The following is a 15,567-nucleotide window of genomic DNA, read 5'->3' as shown; positions in this document are numbered from 1 at the left end:
CCGCCACCCTCGTCCGCCCGTCTGACGCGGGCCGGTCGACTACCGTGTACGGCGGACGCGACGAGTTCTGCCACCGCGGAACCGGCGCCCGGCCCTGACACCCCGTGAGCCGTGGAGGAATCTTCAGTGACGCAACGCATCATCATCATCGGCGGCGGACCCGCCGGATACGAGGCGGCGCTGGTCGCCGCCCAGTACGGTGCGGATGTCACGATCGTCGACGCGGACGGCATCGGCGGCAACTGCGTCCTCTACGACTGCGTCCCCTCCAAGACCTTCATCGCCACCACGGGCGTGCGCACCGACATGCGCCGCGCGGAGGAGATGGGCGTCCAGGCGCACTTCGACCCCACCGCGTACCGGCTCGGCCAGGTCAACGGCCGCGTCAAGTCGCTCGCGCGGGCCCAGTCCGCGGACATCCGCACGCAGCTCCAGCGCGAGGGCGTCCGCCTGCTGTCGGGCTGGGCGAAGGTCCACGACTCCCAGCCGGGCATGGCCTCGCACCAGGTCGCCGTGACCTTCGAGAACGGCCAGCAGAAGATCCTCGACGCCGACGTGGTGCTCATGGCCACCGGCTCCAGCCCCCGCGTTCTCTCCGGTGCGGAGCCCGACGGCGAGCGGATCCTCAACTGGCGTCAGCTGTACGACCTCACCGAGCTGCCCTCGCACCTGGTGGTCATCGGTTCCGGTGTGACCGGTGCCGAGTTCGTCTCCGCGTTCACCGAGATGGGCGTCAAGGTCACCATGGTCTCCAGCCGGGACCGCGTACTGCCGCACGAGGACGCCGACGCCGCGCTGGTGCTGGAGGAGGCGCTCAGCGAGCGCGGTGTCTCTCTGGTCAAGCACGCCCGCGCCGACGCCGTGGAACATCACGAGGATGGCATCATCGTCCGCCTCGGTGACGGCCGCACGGTCAAGGGCTCCCACGCCCTCATCTGCGTCGGCTCGGTTCCCAACACCGACGGGCTCGGCCTGCAGAACGCCGGCGTCGAGCTGCAGCGCAGCGGCCATATCAAGGTCGACCGCGTCTCCCGCACCACCGCGCCCGGCATCTACGCCGCCGGCGACTGCACGGACCTGTTCCCGCTCGCCTCCGTGGCGGCCATGCAGGGCCGCATCGCCATGTATCACGCGCTCGGCGAGGGCGTCAGCCCGATCCGCCTGCGCACCGTCGCCTCCGCGGTGTTCACCCGCCCGGAGATCGCCACCGTCGGCATCTCGCACACGCAGATCGAGAGCGGTGAGGTCCCCGCCCGCGTCGAGGTCATGCCGCTGTCCGGAAACCCGCGTGCCAAGATGCGCAGTCTGCGCCGCGGCTTCGTCAAGCTATTCTGCCGCCCCGCCTCGGGCGTGGTGATCGGCGGCGTCGTGGTGGCGCCCACCGCCTCCGAGCTCATCCTGCCGATCTCGGTCGCGGTACGGAACCAGCTCACCGTGGCCGACCTCGCCGGCTCCTTCTCCGTCTACCCGTCGATGACCGGGACCATCACCGAGGCCGCCCGCCAGCTCATCCGCCACGACGATCTGGACTGATCCGACTCGGTGGGCCGCCCGGCCCGACCCGCGTGACACTGCCCTGAGTGGGTTGCGCGCCCGGAATGCACCTTTTCAACCCACGTGTGCGTCCTGTTTGCCGCAAACAGGGCGCACACGTCGGTCTGCATGCAGCACACAGGGCGCGCAACCCGGCGGCGGGTAGCGGTGGCGGGAAAACGGTGGCGGGTAGGGGTGGTGGGCGGGCCAGGATGCGGGAGGGTCAGCCCTCGGCGTCGGCCCAGCCCAGCGTCCGCTCGACCGCATCGCGCCAGCGGGCCATCAGTCGCTCCCGCTCCTCCTCGGGCATCTCCGGCGACCAGCGGTGGTCCTCCCGCCACAGCTCACGCAGCCGGTCGATCGAGTCCCAGGTGCCCACGGCCAGGCCGGCCGCGAACGCCGCGCCCAGGGCCGTGGTCTCGGTGACCTCGGGGCGCACCACGTCCACGCCCAGCAGGTCGGCCTGGAACTGCATGAGGTACCCGTTGCCGACCATCCCGCCGTCCACCCGCAGCGAGCCGGCGGCCTCGCCCGCGTCCGCGCACATGGCGTCGACCATCTCGCGGGTCTGGAACGCCGTCGCCTCCAGCGCCGCACGCGCCATGTGGGCCTTCGTGTGGAAGCGCGTCAGACCCACCAGCGCGCCCCGGGCGTCCGGACGCCAGTGCGGGGCCAGCAGACCCGAGAAGGCGGGGACCAGATAGCAGTCACCGTTGTCCTCCAGTGACATGGCGAGCCCTTCCGTCTCGGCCGCGGTCGAGATGATCCCGAGGTTGTCGCGCAGCCACTGGACCAACGATCCGGCCATCGCGACCGAGCCCTCCAGCGCGTAGACCGGGTCGGCGTCACCGAGCTGGTAGGCCACGGTGGTGAGCAGCCCGTTGTCGCTGGCCTGGGGCGTCGTGCCGGTGTTCAGCAACAGGAACGCGCCGGTCCCGTACGTGTTCTTGGTGTCGCCGGGCTCGAAGCAGGTCTGACCGAACAGCGCCGCCTGCTGATCGCCGAGGATCCCCGAGATGGGCGTCCCGCCGAACATCCGGCGTTTGGTGACGCGCCCCAGCACACCGGACGAGGGCACGATCTCCGGGAGCATCGCCAGGGGAATGCCGATCTCGCGGCAGATCTCCTCGCTCCACTGCATGGTCCCCAGGTCCATGAGCAGAGTACGGGACGCGTTGGTGACATCCGTGACGTGCAGGGCGGCCTCGCCGTCGTCGTCACCACGCCGCCCACCCGTGAGGTTCCACACCACCCACGAATCCATGGTGCCCGCCAGCAGTTCCCCCGCCTCGGCCCGCTCCGTCCCGCGCTCGCCCCGCTCGTCCAGGTGGTCCAGGATCCAGCGGATCTTGGGGCCCGCGAAGTAGGTCGACAGCGGCAACCCGGTCGTCTCCCGGAAACGATCGGCGCCCGCCGGATGACCCTCGGCCAGGCGCGCGCAGATCCCCGACGTGCGCGTGTCCTGCCACACGATCGCGTTGTACACCGGCTTCCCGGTGGCCTTATCCCACACCACCACGGTCTCGCGCTGGTTGGTGATACCGATCGCCCGCACCGACGCCGGCTCGAGATCGGCGTCCCCGGCCACGTGCCCCATCGCGGTCCGCACGTTGGACCAGATCTCCATGGGGTCGTGCTCGACCCAGCCCGCGCGCGGCAGGATCTGCGAGTGCTCGATCTGCGCGGTGGCGGTGGCGACAGGCAGGCCCTTCTCGTCGAACAGGATCGCCCGCGTCGAGGTGGTGCCCTGGTCGATGGCCAGAATGTAGGTGTTGCGACTCACATCCCTGAGACTACGTCCGCGCGGGCGTAGAGTCGGCCTCGACCGGCCGGAACACCTCACCCCGGCCGTGGAGGGAGACCCCATGCCCACGATCAGGTCCCGGTCCGTCCTCGGCCCCGAACGCCGAGCCGAGGCGTGGCGCAGGCTTTCCGAGGAGACGTTCGACGTGGTGATAGTCGGCGGCGGCGTCGTGGGAACCGGCAGCGCCGTGGACGCGGCCACGCGCGGACTGAACGTCGCGATGGTCGAGGCCCGGGACTTCGCCGCGGGGACCTCCTCGCGCAGCTCCAAGATGTTCCACGGCGGCCTGCGCTACCTCGAGCAGCTCGACTTCGGACTCGTCGCGGAGGCACTGCACGAGCGCGAACTCAGCATGACCCGACTCGCCCCGCACCTGGTCACCCCACTGAAGTTCCTGTTCCCGCTGACCCGCCGCTTCTGGGAACGCCCCTACATGGCCGCCGGCTTCGTCCTCTACGACGTCATGGGCGGCGCCAAGAGCGTGCCCCCGCAGAAGCACTACAGCCGCGCCGGCGCGCACCGCATCGCCCCCGGCCTGCGCGAGGACGTGGTGGTCGGCGGTATCCGCTACTGGGACACCCTCGTCGACGACGCCCGGCACACCCTCACCCTGGCCCGTACCGCCGCGCGGCACGGGGCGGTCGTGTCCAACTCGACCCAGGTGATCGGATACCTGCGCGATGGCGAGCGGGTCACCGGGGTGCGGGTCAGGGATGCCGAGACGGGCGCGGAGACCGACGTGCGCGCCGGGGTCGTGCTCAACGCCGCCGGCGTGTGGACCGACCAGCTGCAGCGCATGCTCGGGGAGGAGGGCGGCTTCACCGTCCGCGCGTCCAAGGGTGTGCACATCGTCGTGGACCGCGACAAGGTCGACTCGGAGGCCGCGCTGATCCTGCGCACCGAGAAGTCCGTGCTGTTCATCATCCCGTGGGGCGAGTACTGGATCATCGGCACCACGGACACCGACTGGCAACTCGACCTCGCACACCCGGCGGCCACGAGCGCGGACATCGAGTACATCCTCGGCCACGTCAACTCCGTGCTCACCGAACCGATCACCCGCGAGGACGTGCGCGGCGTGTACGCGGGGCTGCGGCCGCTGTTGTCCGGCGGCGCCGACTCCACCGCCAAGCTGTCCCGGGAGCACGCGGTCATGACGGTCGCCCCGGGCGCCGTGGTGGTGGCCGGCGGCAAGTACACCACCTATCGGGTGATGGCCGCCGACGCCGTGGACGCCGCGGTGGCCGAGATGGGGGAGCGGGCCGAGGAGGTGCCGTCGTCGACGACCGAGCGGATCCCGCTCATGGGCGCCGACGGCTACCCGGCGATGGTCAACCGCGCGGACCGGATCGCGGACGACTACGAGATCCGTGAGGAACAGGTCGAGCACCTGCTGGGCCGGTACGGGACCCTCACCGAGGAGGTGCTGGAGATGGCCGCCGACCGTCCCGAGCTCCTCGAGCCGCTCGCCGGGGCGGAGCGGTATCTGCGCGTCGAGGTGGTCTACGCGGCGGCCGCGGAGGCGGCGCTGCATCTGGAGGACGTCCTGGTGCGGCGCACCCGCATCTCCATGGAGTACCAGCACGGCGGTGTCGCCTGCGCGCGCGAGGCCGCCGAACTCATGGCCGGGGTCCTCGGCTGGGATGCCGGCCGGGTCGAGCGTGAGGTGGGCCTGTTCGAACAGCGGATCGCCGCGGAGGAGGCGAGCCAGGTCACCGAGTCCGACGACGAGGCCGACCGATTTCTGCGCAACGTGCCCGAGGTCCGCGAGTTCCTCACGGACACCTCGTTCGATCCGGCGGTCGCGGAGCCGGTGGTGGCCGGGTCGGTGGCCGCCGACTGACAGCCACGCGGTCGATACTGCTGCGCTGCGGCAAGCGCCTGAAATACGAGAATCCGCTACTCGCGCGCGGGTAGCGGATTCTCGTGGGCGCCGGGTCAGGCGGGGGCGACGACGCCGGCCGGCAGGGCCGGCGCCGTCAGCGGATCACTTGATCTCGCAGAGCACCGTGCCCTGGGTCACGGCGGCGCCGGCTTCGACGGACAGGTCGGTGATGACACCGTCCTTGTGCGCGGTGACCGGGTTCTCCATCTTCATCGCCTCGAGCACGGCGACCATCTCGCCGGCCTTGACCTCCTGGCCCTCCTCGACGGCCACCTTGACGACGGTGCCCTGCATGGGAGCCGACACGGCGTCACCGGACGCGGCGGCACCGGCAGCGCCGCCACGGGTGCGGGACTTGGCCTTGCGGCGGACCGTGCCACCGTTGTGCGAGCCACCGAAGGCGAGGTCACCGGGCAGTGAGACCTCGACGCGACGGCCGTCCACCTCGACGACGACCTTCTTGCGCTCCACGGGCTCGTCCTCGTCAGCCGGGGCACCGGTCGGCGTCCACGGCTCGATCGGGTTGTCCCACTCCTCTTCGATCCACTTGGTGTAGACGTCGAAGCTCTTGCCGTCACCGACGAACGCCGGGTTGGCGACGATATGGGCGTGGAACGGCACGACCGTGGCCATGCCCTCGATCTTGTACTCGGCCAGGGCGCGGGCCGAGCGGGCGAGCGCCTGGTCGCGGTCCTCGCCCCACACGATCAGCTTGGCGAGCATGGAGTCGAACTGGCCACCGATGGTGTCACCCTGCTCGACGCCGGAGTCCATGCGGACGCCCGGTCCGGCTGGCTCCTCGTAGGTGGTGATGGTGCCGGGGGCGGGCAGGAAGCCACGGCCGGCGTCCTCACCGTTGATCCGGAACTCGAACGCGTGACCGCGGGGCTTCGGGTCCTCGGTGAACTCGAGCACCTCGCCCTCGGCGATCTTGAACTGCTGCAGCACCAGGTCGATGCCGGCGGTCTCCTCGGTGATGGGGTGCTCCACCTGGAGGCGGGTGTTGACCTCGAGGAACGAGATGGTGTCGCCCTGGACCATGTACTCGACGGTGCCGGCGCCGTAGTAGCCGGCCTCCTTGCAGATGCGCTTGGCGGACTCGTGGATCCGGCTGCGCTGGTCGTCGGTGAGGAACGGCGCGGGGGCCTCCTCGACGAGCTTCTGGAACCGGCGCTGCAGGGTGCAGTCGCGGGTACCGGCCACGACGACGTTGCCGTGCTGGTCGGCGAGGACCTGGGCCTCGACGTGGCGGGCCTTGTCGAGGTACTGCTCGACGAAGCACTCGCCGCGGCCGAAGGCGGCGACGGCCTCACGGGTGGCCGACTCGAAGAGCTCGGCGACCTCCTCCATCTTGTGCGCGACCTTCATGCCGCGACCGCCGCCACCGAAGGCGGCCTTGATGGCGATGGGCAGACCGTACTGCTCGGCGAACTTGACGACCTCGTCGGCACCTGCGACGGGGTCCTTGGTGCCGGCGGCCATGGGAGCCTCGGCGCGCTCGGCGATGTGGCGCGCGGTGACCTTGTCACCGAGGTCGCGGATGGCGTGCGGCGGCGGGCCGATCCAGATCAGACCGGCGTCGATGACGGCCTGCGCGAAGTCGGCGTTCTCGGAGAGGAAGCCGTAGCCGGGGTGGATCGCGTCGGCGCCGGACTTGGCCGCGGCGTCGAGGATCTTGTCGAACACGAGGTACGACTCGGCGGACGTGGTGCCGCCGAGCGCGAATGCCTCATCCGCCAGCTTGACGAACAGTGCGTCGGCGTCGGGCTCGGCGTATACGGCCACGCTGGCCAGACCGGCGTCCTTCGCCGCACGGATCACACGGACGGCGATCTCGCCGCGGTTGGCGACGAGGACCTTCGTGATATGAGAGCTGGCATGACTGGGCACTCAGGGCCTCCTGGTGATGGACGTCTGAAACGACGGTGTCCCCGATGGGCCCACCGATATTCCTTCGCAGTCTAATGAGAGGCCTCCCTCATGTGTGGTGTTGGGGGTCACCGGGTGCGATGGCGGGGGAGGGGCCGTGAATCCGCTATCGCCCTGACCTGCGGCGCGGCCGATGCGGCGTCGATCTCACGGCCGCAACTCGGGCCGCCAGAGGCTGTGCGCGTGCATCCCGGCGTCCTCGAGGAGCCGCCGCAGCAGCGGGAGGCTGAGCCCGATGACGCTCGACGGGTCGCCGTCGATGCGGTCGATGAACCAGCCACCGAGCGACTCGATCGTGAACGCCCCCGCGCACTCGAGAGGTTCGCCCGTGCGGAGGTAGACGTCGAGGTCCGCGTCGGAGGGTGCGCCGAAATGGACCGTGGTGTCCGAGGTGTCCGCGCCGGTGTAGGTGACGACGACAACGCCGTCGTCGTCGTCACCTACACCGGGAGCAGCCCCGCCGCCGAGGTCGGCGACCAGCATCGCGTGTCCGGTGAGCAGCACCCCGTGCCGGCCGCGCATCCGGCGCCACCTCTCCATAGCGCGTTCGTAGGTGTGCGGCTTTCCCTCGAGCTGGCCGTCGACCAACAGCATCGAATCGCAACCCACCACGACCAGTGAGGTGGCCCCGGCGGCGCGGGCCTCGGCGGCGAGCGCCGCGCCCTCGCGGTCCATGACGTCCTTCGCCTTGGCCCGGGCCAACTCCTCCACCACGCGGACGTGCGGCGTGCCCGGGGGGAGGGAGGCCTGGAGGGCGTCCTCGTCGACGCGGGAGGGCCGGACGACCGGATCCACCCCGGCCTGCTCGAGGATCCGCAGGCGGGACGGGGAGGCGGAGGCCAGGACGAAGGAGATCATGGGCTCAGCGTAGCGAGCCGCTCACTCACGCGGCAGGAGCATCGTGACGGTCAGCGTGGTGGGTTCGAGGGCCCGCACCCGGTGACGCAGCTTGGGCGTGAGGTGCAGGATCTCGCCCGGCTGCAGCCGGATTGTGCGATCGGGGAGTCCGAAGTCCACCCGGCCCCGCAGGATCTGGATGAGCACCGGGTGGAACGCCGCGTGGTCAGGCAGTTCCTGGCCCTCACCGAACTCGAACGCGACGATCTTGGTGGTCTCGTCCTGGTGGACGATCGAGGCCCCGGGACGTTCGGCCGCGGGGTCGGCCCGGCCGATCACGTCCGTGTGGTGCGTCGCGGTGCCCTCGTCCGTTCCCGCGCGGCGACCGTGCTCGCGATCCTCGCGGCCGGGGTCGCGGGGGGCCGCGACGCTGTCGGCCGTGCCGGGTGCCGGGGCGGCGTCTTCCGTGGTCATGTCAGGTCCTCCTCGGGGCCGGATATGTGCCAGCCTACTGCCGAGTGGGGGCCCGGAAACGGCGTCGGCCCCGGCCTCCCTTGTGGGGGAGGCCGGGGCCGCGGCGTGGACCGGTGGGTCCTATCTCACCGTCTGACCGTCAGTACTGCCGGCGGTTGAGGAATGAGCTCGGGTTGTAGCCGAACGGTGGCCGGAGACGGTCCTCGTAGGAGCCCCAGTCGTTCTTGATCCCGTTGTCGCTCTCGCCCGCGTGCGCGGCGTTGCCCTCGGCGGTCGCGAAGACCGCCGCGAGGATGCCCACCTCGACCGCGGACGGGTTGCCACCGACGACCTCGAAGAACGGCTTCTCCTGTTTGGCGGCGTCGCCCGTGTCGGCCGTGCTCTGCTCGCCGGTCACAGCGGGATGTTCCCGTGCTTCTTGGCGGGCACCTCGACGACCTTGCGGTCGAGCAGGCGCAGCGCCTGGGCCACCTGGAGGCGGGTGTGCGACGGCGGGATGACCGCGTCGACGTACCCGCGCTCGGCGGCGACGTACGGGTTGACGAGGGTGTCCTCGTACTCGGCCTGCAGCTTCAGGCGCAGTGCGTCGACGTCCTCACCGTTCGCCGCGGCCTCCTTGAGCTGCGGGCGGTAGACGAAGCCGACGGCGCCGGAGGCGCCCATGACGGCGATCTCGGCGGTGGGCCAGGCCAGGTTGATGTCCGCGCCCATGTGCTTGGAGCCCATGACGTCGTACGCGCCGCCGTAGGCCTTACGGGTGATGACGGTGACCTTGCCGACCGTCGCCTCGCCGTAGGCGTAGAGCAGCTTGGCGCCGCGACGGATGATGCCGTCGAACTCCTGGCCGGTGCCGGGAAGGAAGCCCGGGACGTCGACCAGGGTGAGGATCGGGACGTTGAAGGCGTCGCAGGTGCGGACGAAGCGCGCGGCCTTTTCGGAGGCCTTGATGTCGAGGCAGCCCGCGAACTGGGTGGGCTGATTGGCGACGATGCCGACGCTGCGGCCCTCGACGCGACCGAAGCCGACGATGACGTTCATCGCGTACTGGCCCTGGACCTCGAGGAACTCGGCGTCGTCCACGATGTGGCCGATGACCTCGTGCATGTCGTACGGGCTGTTCGACGAGTCCGGGATGATCGTGTCGAGCTCGAGGTCCTCGGGGGTGAGGTTGTCCTCGATCGCGCCCTCGGCGACCGGGAACGGGAAGCGCGGCGCCTCGGCCCGGTTGTTGCTCGGCAGGTACGAGAGCAGGTCCTTGACGTAGTCGAGGGCGTCCTGCTCGTCGGCGGCGGTGTAGTGGGACACGCCGGACTTGGTCATGTGCGTGTTGGCACCGCCGAGCTCCTCCTGCGTGACCTCCTCGCCGGTGACCGTCTTGATGACATCCGGGCCCGTGACGAACATCTGCGAGGTCTTGTCGACCATCACGGTGAAGTCGGTGAGGGCGGGGGAGTAGACGTGGCCGCCGGCGGACGGGCCCATGATCAGGGAGATCTGCGGGATGACGCCGGAGGACAGGACGTTGCGGTGGAAGATCTCGCCGTACAGGCCGAGCGAGACGACGCCCTCCTGGATACGGGCGCCGGCACCGTGGTTGATGCCGATCATCGGGCGGCCGGTCTTGAGCGCCAGGTCCATGACCTTGACGATCTTCTCGCCGTAGACCTCGCCGAGCGAGCCGCCGAAGACGGTGGCGTCCTGCGAGAAGATGCACACGGCGCGACCGTCGATGGTGCCGTAGCCGGTGATCACGCCGTCGCCCAGTGGGCGGCGCTCGGCCAGGCCGAAGGTGGTGGCGCGGTGACGGGCCAGCGCGTCGATCTCCACGAAGGAGCCCGGGTCGAGGAGATTCTCGATCCGCTCGCGGGCCGTCAGCAGGCCCTTGTCGTGGGTCCTGTCGATCGCGGCCTGTCCCATCGGGGCGCGGGCCTCGTCGAGGCGGCGCCGCAACTCGGACAGCTTCCCGGCGGTGGTGTGGATGTCGGGGGTCGCGGCGTCCGTGGGGACGTCGGCGCTCACGTCCGGTTCTGAGGCAGTCGTCATGTTGCAAGACTCTAACGAGTCATTCCCGTCCGTGGCGACGTGACCCGGCCTACATCCCCCGACAGGCGACCCCGCCGCCCTCCTGAGGGCGCCATTTCAGCCCCGGCGAGGAGCGTCTGACCGGGCACGGGGCGCGCGCGGGCGCGGGATGTCGTAGCGGCGACCTACATTGGAAGACGTGCATGCCGACCCCACAACCGTCACCCCGCCCAGGCTGGACGCCGCCGCGCTCCGCCACGCCCTGGTGGAGGTCGCCGGTGCGCCGTACACCTCTCTCGAGGTGGTGGACGAGATCGGTTCCACCAACGCCGAGCTGCTTGCGCGTGCGGCGGACGGGGCCCCGGACCGGAGTGTGCTGTTGGCCGAATACCAGGCCTCGGGCCGCGGTCGACTCGGTCGCGAGTGGACGGCCCCGCCCCGGACCCAGGTCGCCGTGAGCATCCTGCTGCGGCCCGGTGCCGTCACGCCCACGCTCTTCGGATGGCTGCCGTTGGTCACCGGCCTGGCCGTCCGGGACGGGCTGCGCGAGGCCGCCGGGGTGGACGCCACGCTCAAGTGGCCCAACGACGTCCTGATCGAGGGGCGCAAGCTGTCCGGCATCCTCGCGGAGATGACCACCGTGCCCGCGGCCGGGGATTTCCGGGTGCGGCTGCCCGCGGTCGTGGTGGGCGTCGGAATCAACATCTCGCTCACGCAGGACCAGCTCCCGGTCCCGCACGCCACCTCACTCACGCTCGCCGGGGGCTCGGCGGACCGGGACGCGATCGCCCGCGCCGTGCTGGAGGCGCTCGCGCTGCGTCACCAGCAGTGGCGTGAGTGCGAACGGGGCAGCGGTTCGACCATCTCGGACGAGCTCATGTCGACCTACACGGAGGCCTGCTCGACCATCGGGGCCGAGGTCCGCGTCGAGCTGCCAGGGGACATCGTCAGGACCGGACGGGCGGTGAGGGTGGACCGGGAGGGCCGGCTCGTCGTCGTCCCACACGAGGGCGGGACCTCCGGCGAGGAGTTCGCCGTCGCGGCCGGGGACGTCACCCACGTCCGCGGCACCGGCGGTCGGTGGGGCGGCTGACCCGTGGGGTTCGTCCGAACGGTCGTCGCGCCGGGGGAGGCGCTGATCGTCCACACCCACCCCCACTGGCGGCAGCTCATCCGACCCGCGCTGGTCGCCGTCGTCGCCGCCGGGCTGGCCGGGATCGCCGGCGGGTTCATCGAAGTGCAGATGCCGGACCCGTCCGACCGCAGCGTCACCTGGGCCATGGTCGCGGTGATGTACCTGCTCGTCGTGCTGCGACTGGCGCTGTGGCCGGCGGTCCGCTGGGCGCGCACAGACCTGATCGTCACCGACGAACGAGTGCTCTACCGGCCGGCCGGCTCGTCGCGAAAGTGCGTCGACGTGCCCCTGCGGCGCATCAGCGCGGTCCGGTTCCGGCACACCCTCAGCGACCGCGCGATGGGCACCGGCTGTCTGATCCTCGAGCTCGGACACCTGCCGCCGGTGGAGATCGAGGACGTTCCCGAGGTGGCCCGGGTCCACGCCGCCGTGTACGACGAACTCCTCCGGCTCCCGCCCCCGCCGCCGCCCACTCCGCTCGCCCCGGAGCCCCGGTTTCGCTGGGGGCTCCCGGGGCGTAGGTGAGGGCCCTACTCCACGTGAGACGATGAACGGCGTGAACGACGACTCGCGCATCCGCCGCAATCCGCTCGGTACCCCAGTCGTGGCGATGATCGGCGGCGGGCAGCTGGCCCGCATGACCCATCAGTCCGCCGTGGCCCTCGGCCAGACCCTGCGCGTCCTCGCCGCGGACCCGCTGGATCCGGCCGCCCAGGTCACCCCCGACGTGGTGATCGGCGCCCACGACGACCCGGACGCGGTGCGCACCGCGGCCGAGGGCGCCGACGTGATGACCTTCGACCACGAGCACGTCCCACCGCAGATCCTGCTCGCGCTCGAGGCGGACGGCATCGCCGTTCGGCCCCGCGCCTCCGCGCTCATCCACGCGCAGGACAAGCTCGTGATGCGTAACGCGCTCGCGGAGATCGGCGCGCCCGTGCCCGCCTTCGCCGGTATCGACTCCCTCGACGACGTGCGGCGGTTCCACGGCGAGCAGGAAGGGCGGATCGTCCTCAAGGCGGCGCGCGGCGGATATGACGGTCGCGGGGTGTGGATGCCCGACTCACTCGAGGAAGCCGAGCGCATCGCCGCCGAGCAACTCGAGGCCGGCGTGCCGATGATGGCGGAAGCCCGCGTGCCGTGGACCCGCGAGCTGTCCGCGATGGTGGCGCGCTCGCCGTTCGGGCAGGGCGCCGTGTGGCCGGTCGTGGAGACCGTGCAGCGGGACGGCATCTGCGCTGTGGTCGTCGCGCCTGCCCCCGGGCTACCCGACGACCTGCGCTCCGCGGTGCAGGCCACCGCGCTGCGCCTGGCCGAGCACCTCGACGTGACCGGGGTGATGGCGGTCGAGTTGTTCGAGGTCGTCGGGTCCGACGGTCGACCGGGCGTGCTGATCAACGAGCTGGCCATGCGTCCGCACAATTCCGGGCACTGGACCATGGACGGCGCCACGACCAGCCAGTTCGAGCAGCACCTGCGGGCCGTCCTCGACTACCCGCTCGGCTCCACCGTCCCCACCGCGCCCGTCACGGTAATGGCCAACGTGCTCGGCGCCGCCGAGACGCCCGAGATGAGCATGGACGAGCGCGTCCACCATCTCGGAGCCCGATTCCCGCACGCCAAGGTGCACCTCTACGGCAAGTCCGAGCGACCCGGCCGCAAGATCGGCCACGTCAACGTCCTGGGCGATCCGGGGGTCGACCCGGACGACGCGGATCAGGTCGCGGCCGTGCGCTCGGTGGCCGAGCTCGCCGCGCACTGGCTCTCCCACGGGCGTTGGGCCGACGGGTGGGACCCCCACACGGGGGCGCCGGTCGCGGACTTCGAACGCTGATCCTGCACTCGCTCAGCGGAACACCACGGTGACACCACCTCGACGAAAGGCGACGACATGACCGCGCGACAGAGCGGGCCGCAGGTCGGTCTGATCATGGGCAGCGACTCCGACTGGCCCACCATGGAGGCCGCTGCCGAGGCGCTGGCCGAGTTCGGGATCCCCTTCGAGGTGGGGGTCGTCTCCGCCCATCGCACCCCGCAGAAGATGCTCGACTACGCGCAGTCGGCCGCCGGCCGCGGCATCAGGGTGATCATCGCCGGCGCCGGGGGAGCAGCGCACCTGCCGGGCATGGTGGCCTCGGCCACGCCGCTGCCGGTCATCGGCGTCCCGGTCCCGCTGAAGTACCTCGACGGCATGGACTCGCTGCTGTCGATCGTGCAGATGCCGGCGGGCGTGCCGGTCGCGACGGTGTCGATCGGCGGGGCGCGTAACGCGGGTCTGCTGGCCGTGCGCATCCTCGGGGCCTCCGACCCCGCTCTGCTCGGGCGCATGGAGGCCTTCCAGGCCGACCTCGAGGCGATGGTCGAGCGCAAGGACCAGGCGCTGCGCGACCGGCTCCTGGGCTGACGCCCACTCTCGGTTCCGCGATGCGGAACGAGCTGGCTTTCTCCGGCGGAAACGACAGTTAACCGCTGGTAACGTGGGCGCCTGGGTGCAGCCTGGGATCCCCGGGTCGCCATCGGTGCCGGCGAACGACGGACACCTCGGACGGCTCGGCTCGACGCCCGCTGCGCGACCAGCACCGACGATTCCCTCATGGAGGCCCGCACATGTCCGGCAACCCCGATTTCGACCTGTACCGCCCGGCGGAGGAGCACGAGGAGCTCCGGGCAGCGATCCGCGCTCTGGCAGAGAAGGAGATCGAGCCCCACGCCGCGGACGTCGACGAGCAGGAGCGGTTCCCCCAGGAGGCGCTCGACGCACTCAACGCCTCGGGCTTCAACGCCGTCCACGTTCCGGAGGAGTACGACGGCCAGGGCGCCGATTCCGTGGCCGCCTGCATCGTGATCGAGGAGGTCGCGCGTGTCTGTGGTTCGTCCTCGCTCATCCCGGCGGTCAACAAGCTCGGCACCATGGGTCTGATCCTGGCCGGCGACGACGCCCTCAAGAAGCAGGTCCTGCCCGAGATCGCCGGCGGCAAGATGGCCTCGTACGCGCTGTCGGAGCGTGAGGCCGGATCGGACGCCGCCGCCATGCGCACCCGCGCGAAGGCCGACGGCGACGACTGGGTCCTCAACGGCTCCAAGGCGTGGATCACCAACGGCGGCAAGTCGACCTGGTACACGGTCATGGCCGTGACGGACCCGGAGAAGGGCGCCAGCGGGATCTCGGCGTTCATGGTCAACGCGGCCGATGAGGGCTTCGGTGTCTCCAAGACCGAGAAGAAGCTCGGCATCAAGGGCTCGCCCACCGCCGAGCTGTACTTCGAGAACGTCCGGATCCCCGGTGACCGCATCATCGGTGAGCCGGGCTCCGGGTTCAAGACCGCCCTGCAGACGCTCGATCACACGCGCCCCACCATCGGTGCGCAGGCCGTCGGCATCGCCCAGGGCGCGCTGGATGCGGCGATCGCCTACACACAGGAGCGTAAGCAGTTCGGTCGCGCGATCTCGGACTTCCAGAACACCCAGTTCATGCTGGCCGACATGGCGATGAAGGTCGAGGCCGCCCGCCTGATGGTCTACACCGCGGCCGCCAACGCCGAGCGCGGCATCGCGCCCGGTGGTCAGAAGCTCGGCTTCCTGGCCGCCGCCTCCAAGACCTTCGCCTCGGACGTGGCGATGGAGGTCACCACCAACGCCGTGCAGCTCTTCGGCGGCGCCGGCTACACGCGGGACTTCCCGGTCGAGCGCATGATGCGCGACGCGAAGATCACCCAGATCTACGAGGGCACCAACCAGGTCTGCCGCATGGTCATGGCCCGCCAGGTCCTGAGCTGATCTCGGAGGCGTACGCGCCTCGCACACCCGCCCGCCCTGGAATCCGCTACTCGAGCGCCGGATCCGCTACCCGCATTCGGTAGTTGTCAACCTGTTTTGGACAGGTGGTTGATTCCGGTTGTGGTGGGCAGTGGTGGTGCTTTTGGTGGTGTGCGGAAGCGTTCGGGGTGT

13 protein-coding genes are annotated in these 15,567 nt (G+C 70.6%); 7 read left to right on the top strand and 6 right to left on the bottom strand.

The features are described 5' to 3' along the window. The first annotated feature begins 126 nt into the window (after window positions 1-126). Window positions 127-1,533, top strand: coding sequence for an NAD(P)H-quinone dehydrogenase (locus ACWIFB_RS16600; RefSeq protein WP_452099203.1), 1,407 nt, complete (start codon window positions 127-129; stop codon window positions 1,531-1,533). Between the two features lie 223 nt (window positions 1,534-1,756). Here ACWIFB_RS16600 and glpK read toward each other — a convergent pair whose 3' ends face one another. Beyond that, window positions 1,757-3,316 carry a glycerol kinase GlpK gene (gene glpK, locus ACWIFB_RS16595; RefSeq protein ID WP_452099204.1) on the bottom strand — a complete coding sequence of 520 codons (1,560 nt, stop codon included), beginning with the start codon at window positions 3,314-3,316 and terminating at the stop codon, window positions 1,757-1,759. An 82-nt stretch (window positions 3,317-3,398) separates the two neighbouring features. Between glpK and ACWIFB_RS16590 the strand changes: the two genes are divergently transcribed. Continuing rightward, window positions 3,399-5,180 carry a glycerol-3-phosphate dehydrogenase/oxidase gene (locus tag ACWIFB_RS16590; protein ID WP_452099205.1) on the top strand — a complete coding sequence of 594 codons (1,782 nt, stop codon included), beginning with the start codon at window positions 3,399-3,401 and terminating at the stop codon, window positions 5,178-5,180. Window positions 5,181-5,324: 144 nt separating this feature from the next. Here ACWIFB_RS16590 and ACWIFB_RS16585 read toward each other — a convergent pair whose 3' ends face one another. From ACWIFB_RS16585 to ACWIFB_RS16565, 5 genes are all read right to left on the bottom strand, one after another. After that, on the bottom strand, window positions 5,325-7,112 hold the full coding sequence (locus tag ACWIFB_RS16585; protein WP_452099206.1) for an acetyl/propionyl/methylcrotonyl-CoA carboxylase subunit alpha: 1,788 nt from the start codon (window positions 7,110-7,112) through the stop codon (window positions 5,325-5,327). 186 nt (window positions 7,113-7,298) lie between these two features. After that, on the bottom strand, window positions 7,299-8,009 hold the full coding sequence (locus ACWIFB_RS16580; RefSeq protein WP_452099208.1) for a Maf family protein: 711 nt from the start codon (window positions 8,007-8,009) through the stop codon (window positions 7,299-7,301). 21 nt (window positions 8,010-8,030) lie between these two features. Next, on the bottom strand, window positions 8,031-8,462 hold the full coding sequence (locus tag ACWIFB_RS16575) for a cupin domain-containing protein (protein WP_454058822.1): 432 nt from the start codon (window positions 8,460-8,462) through the stop codon (window positions 8,031-8,033). Window positions 8,463-8,601: 139 nt separating this feature from the next. Next, the gene (locus tag ACWIFB_RS16570) at window positions 8,602-8,859 is read right to left on the bottom strand and encodes an acyl-CoA carboxylase subunit epsilon (RefSeq protein WP_452099210.1); all 258 of its coding nucleotides are present in this window, start codon (window positions 8,857-8,859) and stop codon (window positions 8,602-8,604) included. Continuing rightward, window positions 8,856-10,505, bottom strand: coding sequence for an acyl-CoA carboxylase subunit beta (locus ACWIFB_RS16565; protein ID WP_230930239.1), 1,650 nt, complete (start codon window positions 10,503-10,505; stop codon window positions 8,856-8,858). Before ACWIFB_RS16565 ends, ACWIFB_RS16570 begins: the two co-directional genes overlap by 4 nt. Before the next feature lie 178 nt (window positions 10,506-10,683). Between ACWIFB_RS16565 and ACWIFB_RS16560 the strand changes: the two genes are divergently transcribed. The 5 genes from ACWIFB_RS16560 to ACWIFB_RS16540 all read left to right on the top strand — a co-directional run bounded on the left by ACWIFB_RS16560 (window position 10,684) and on the right by ACWIFB_RS16540 (window position 15,396). After that, on the top strand, window positions 10,684-11,577 hold the full coding sequence (locus tag ACWIFB_RS16560; RefSeq protein WP_452099211.1) for a biotin--[acetyl-CoA-carboxylase] ligase: 894 nt from the start codon (window positions 10,684-10,686) through the stop codon (window positions 11,575-11,577). Between the two features lie 3 nt (window positions 11,578-11,580). Further along, a complete protein-coding gene (locus ACWIFB_RS16555; protein WP_452099212.1) occupies window positions 11,581-12,144 on the top strand; it encodes a PH domain-containing protein in 564 nt (187 codons plus the stop codon). 22 nt (window positions 12,145-12,166) lie between these two features. Beyond that, window positions 12,167-13,453 carry a 5-(carboxyamino)imidazole ribonucleotide synthase gene (locus ACWIFB_RS16550; protein ID WP_452099213.1) on the top strand — a complete coding sequence of 429 codons (1,287 nt, stop codon included), beginning with the start codon at window positions 12,167-12,169 and terminating at the stop codon, window positions 13,451-13,453. Window positions 13,454-13,510: 57 nt separating this feature from the next. Continuing rightward, entirely contained in the window at window positions 13,511-14,023 is a 513-nt protein-coding gene (purE, locus tag ACWIFB_RS16545) for a 5-(carboxyamino)imidazole ribonucleotide mutase (RefSeq protein WP_452099214.1), read from the top strand. A gap of 203 nt (window positions 14,024-14,226) precedes the next feature. Beyond that, on the top strand, window positions 14,227-15,396 hold the full coding sequence (locus ACWIFB_RS16540) for an acyl-CoA dehydrogenase family protein (RefSeq protein ID WP_452099215.1): 1,170 nt from the start codon (window positions 14,227-14,229) through the stop codon (window positions 15,394-15,396). Window positions 15,397-15,567 lie beyond the last annotated feature (171 nt).

It is taken from the genome of Dietzia sp. NPDC055340 (assembly GCF_053645335.1).
Note: the sequence above shows the minus strand (reverse complement) of the source record. Positions and strands in the feature narration are given on the sequence as shown.

Excerpts from the sequence above, each read along its gene's own strand:
- ACWIFB_RS16590 (WP_452099205.1), top strand. The coding sequence starts at position 3,399 with ATGCCCACGATCAGGTCCCGGTCCGTCCTCGGCCCCGAACGCCGAGCC.
- ACWIFB_RS16580 (WP_452099208.1), bottom strand. The coding sequence starts at position 8,009 with ATGATCTCCTTCGTCCTGGCCTCCGCCTCCCCGTCCCGCCTGCGGATC.
- ACWIFB_RS16575 (WP_454058822.1), bottom strand. The coding sequence starts at position 8,462 with ATGACCACGGAAGACGCCGCCCCGGCACCCGGCACGGCCGACAGCGTC.
- ACWIFB_RS16565 (WP_230930239.1), bottom strand. The coding sequence starts at position 10,505 with ATGACGACTGCCTCAGAACCGGACGTGAGCGCCGACGTCCCCACGGAC.
- ACWIFB_RS16550 (WP_452099213.1), top strand. The coding sequence starts at position 12,167 with ATGAACGGCGTGAACGACGACTCGCGCATCCGCCGCAATCCGCTCGGT.
- purE (WP_452099214.1), top strand. The coding sequence starts at position 13,511 with ATGACCGCGCGACAGAGCGGGCCGCAGGTCGGTCTGATCATGGGCAGC.
- ACWIFB_RS16540 (WP_452099215.1), top strand. The coding sequence starts at position 14,227 with ATGTCCGGCAACCCCGATTTCGACCTGTACCGCCCGGCGGAGGAGCAC.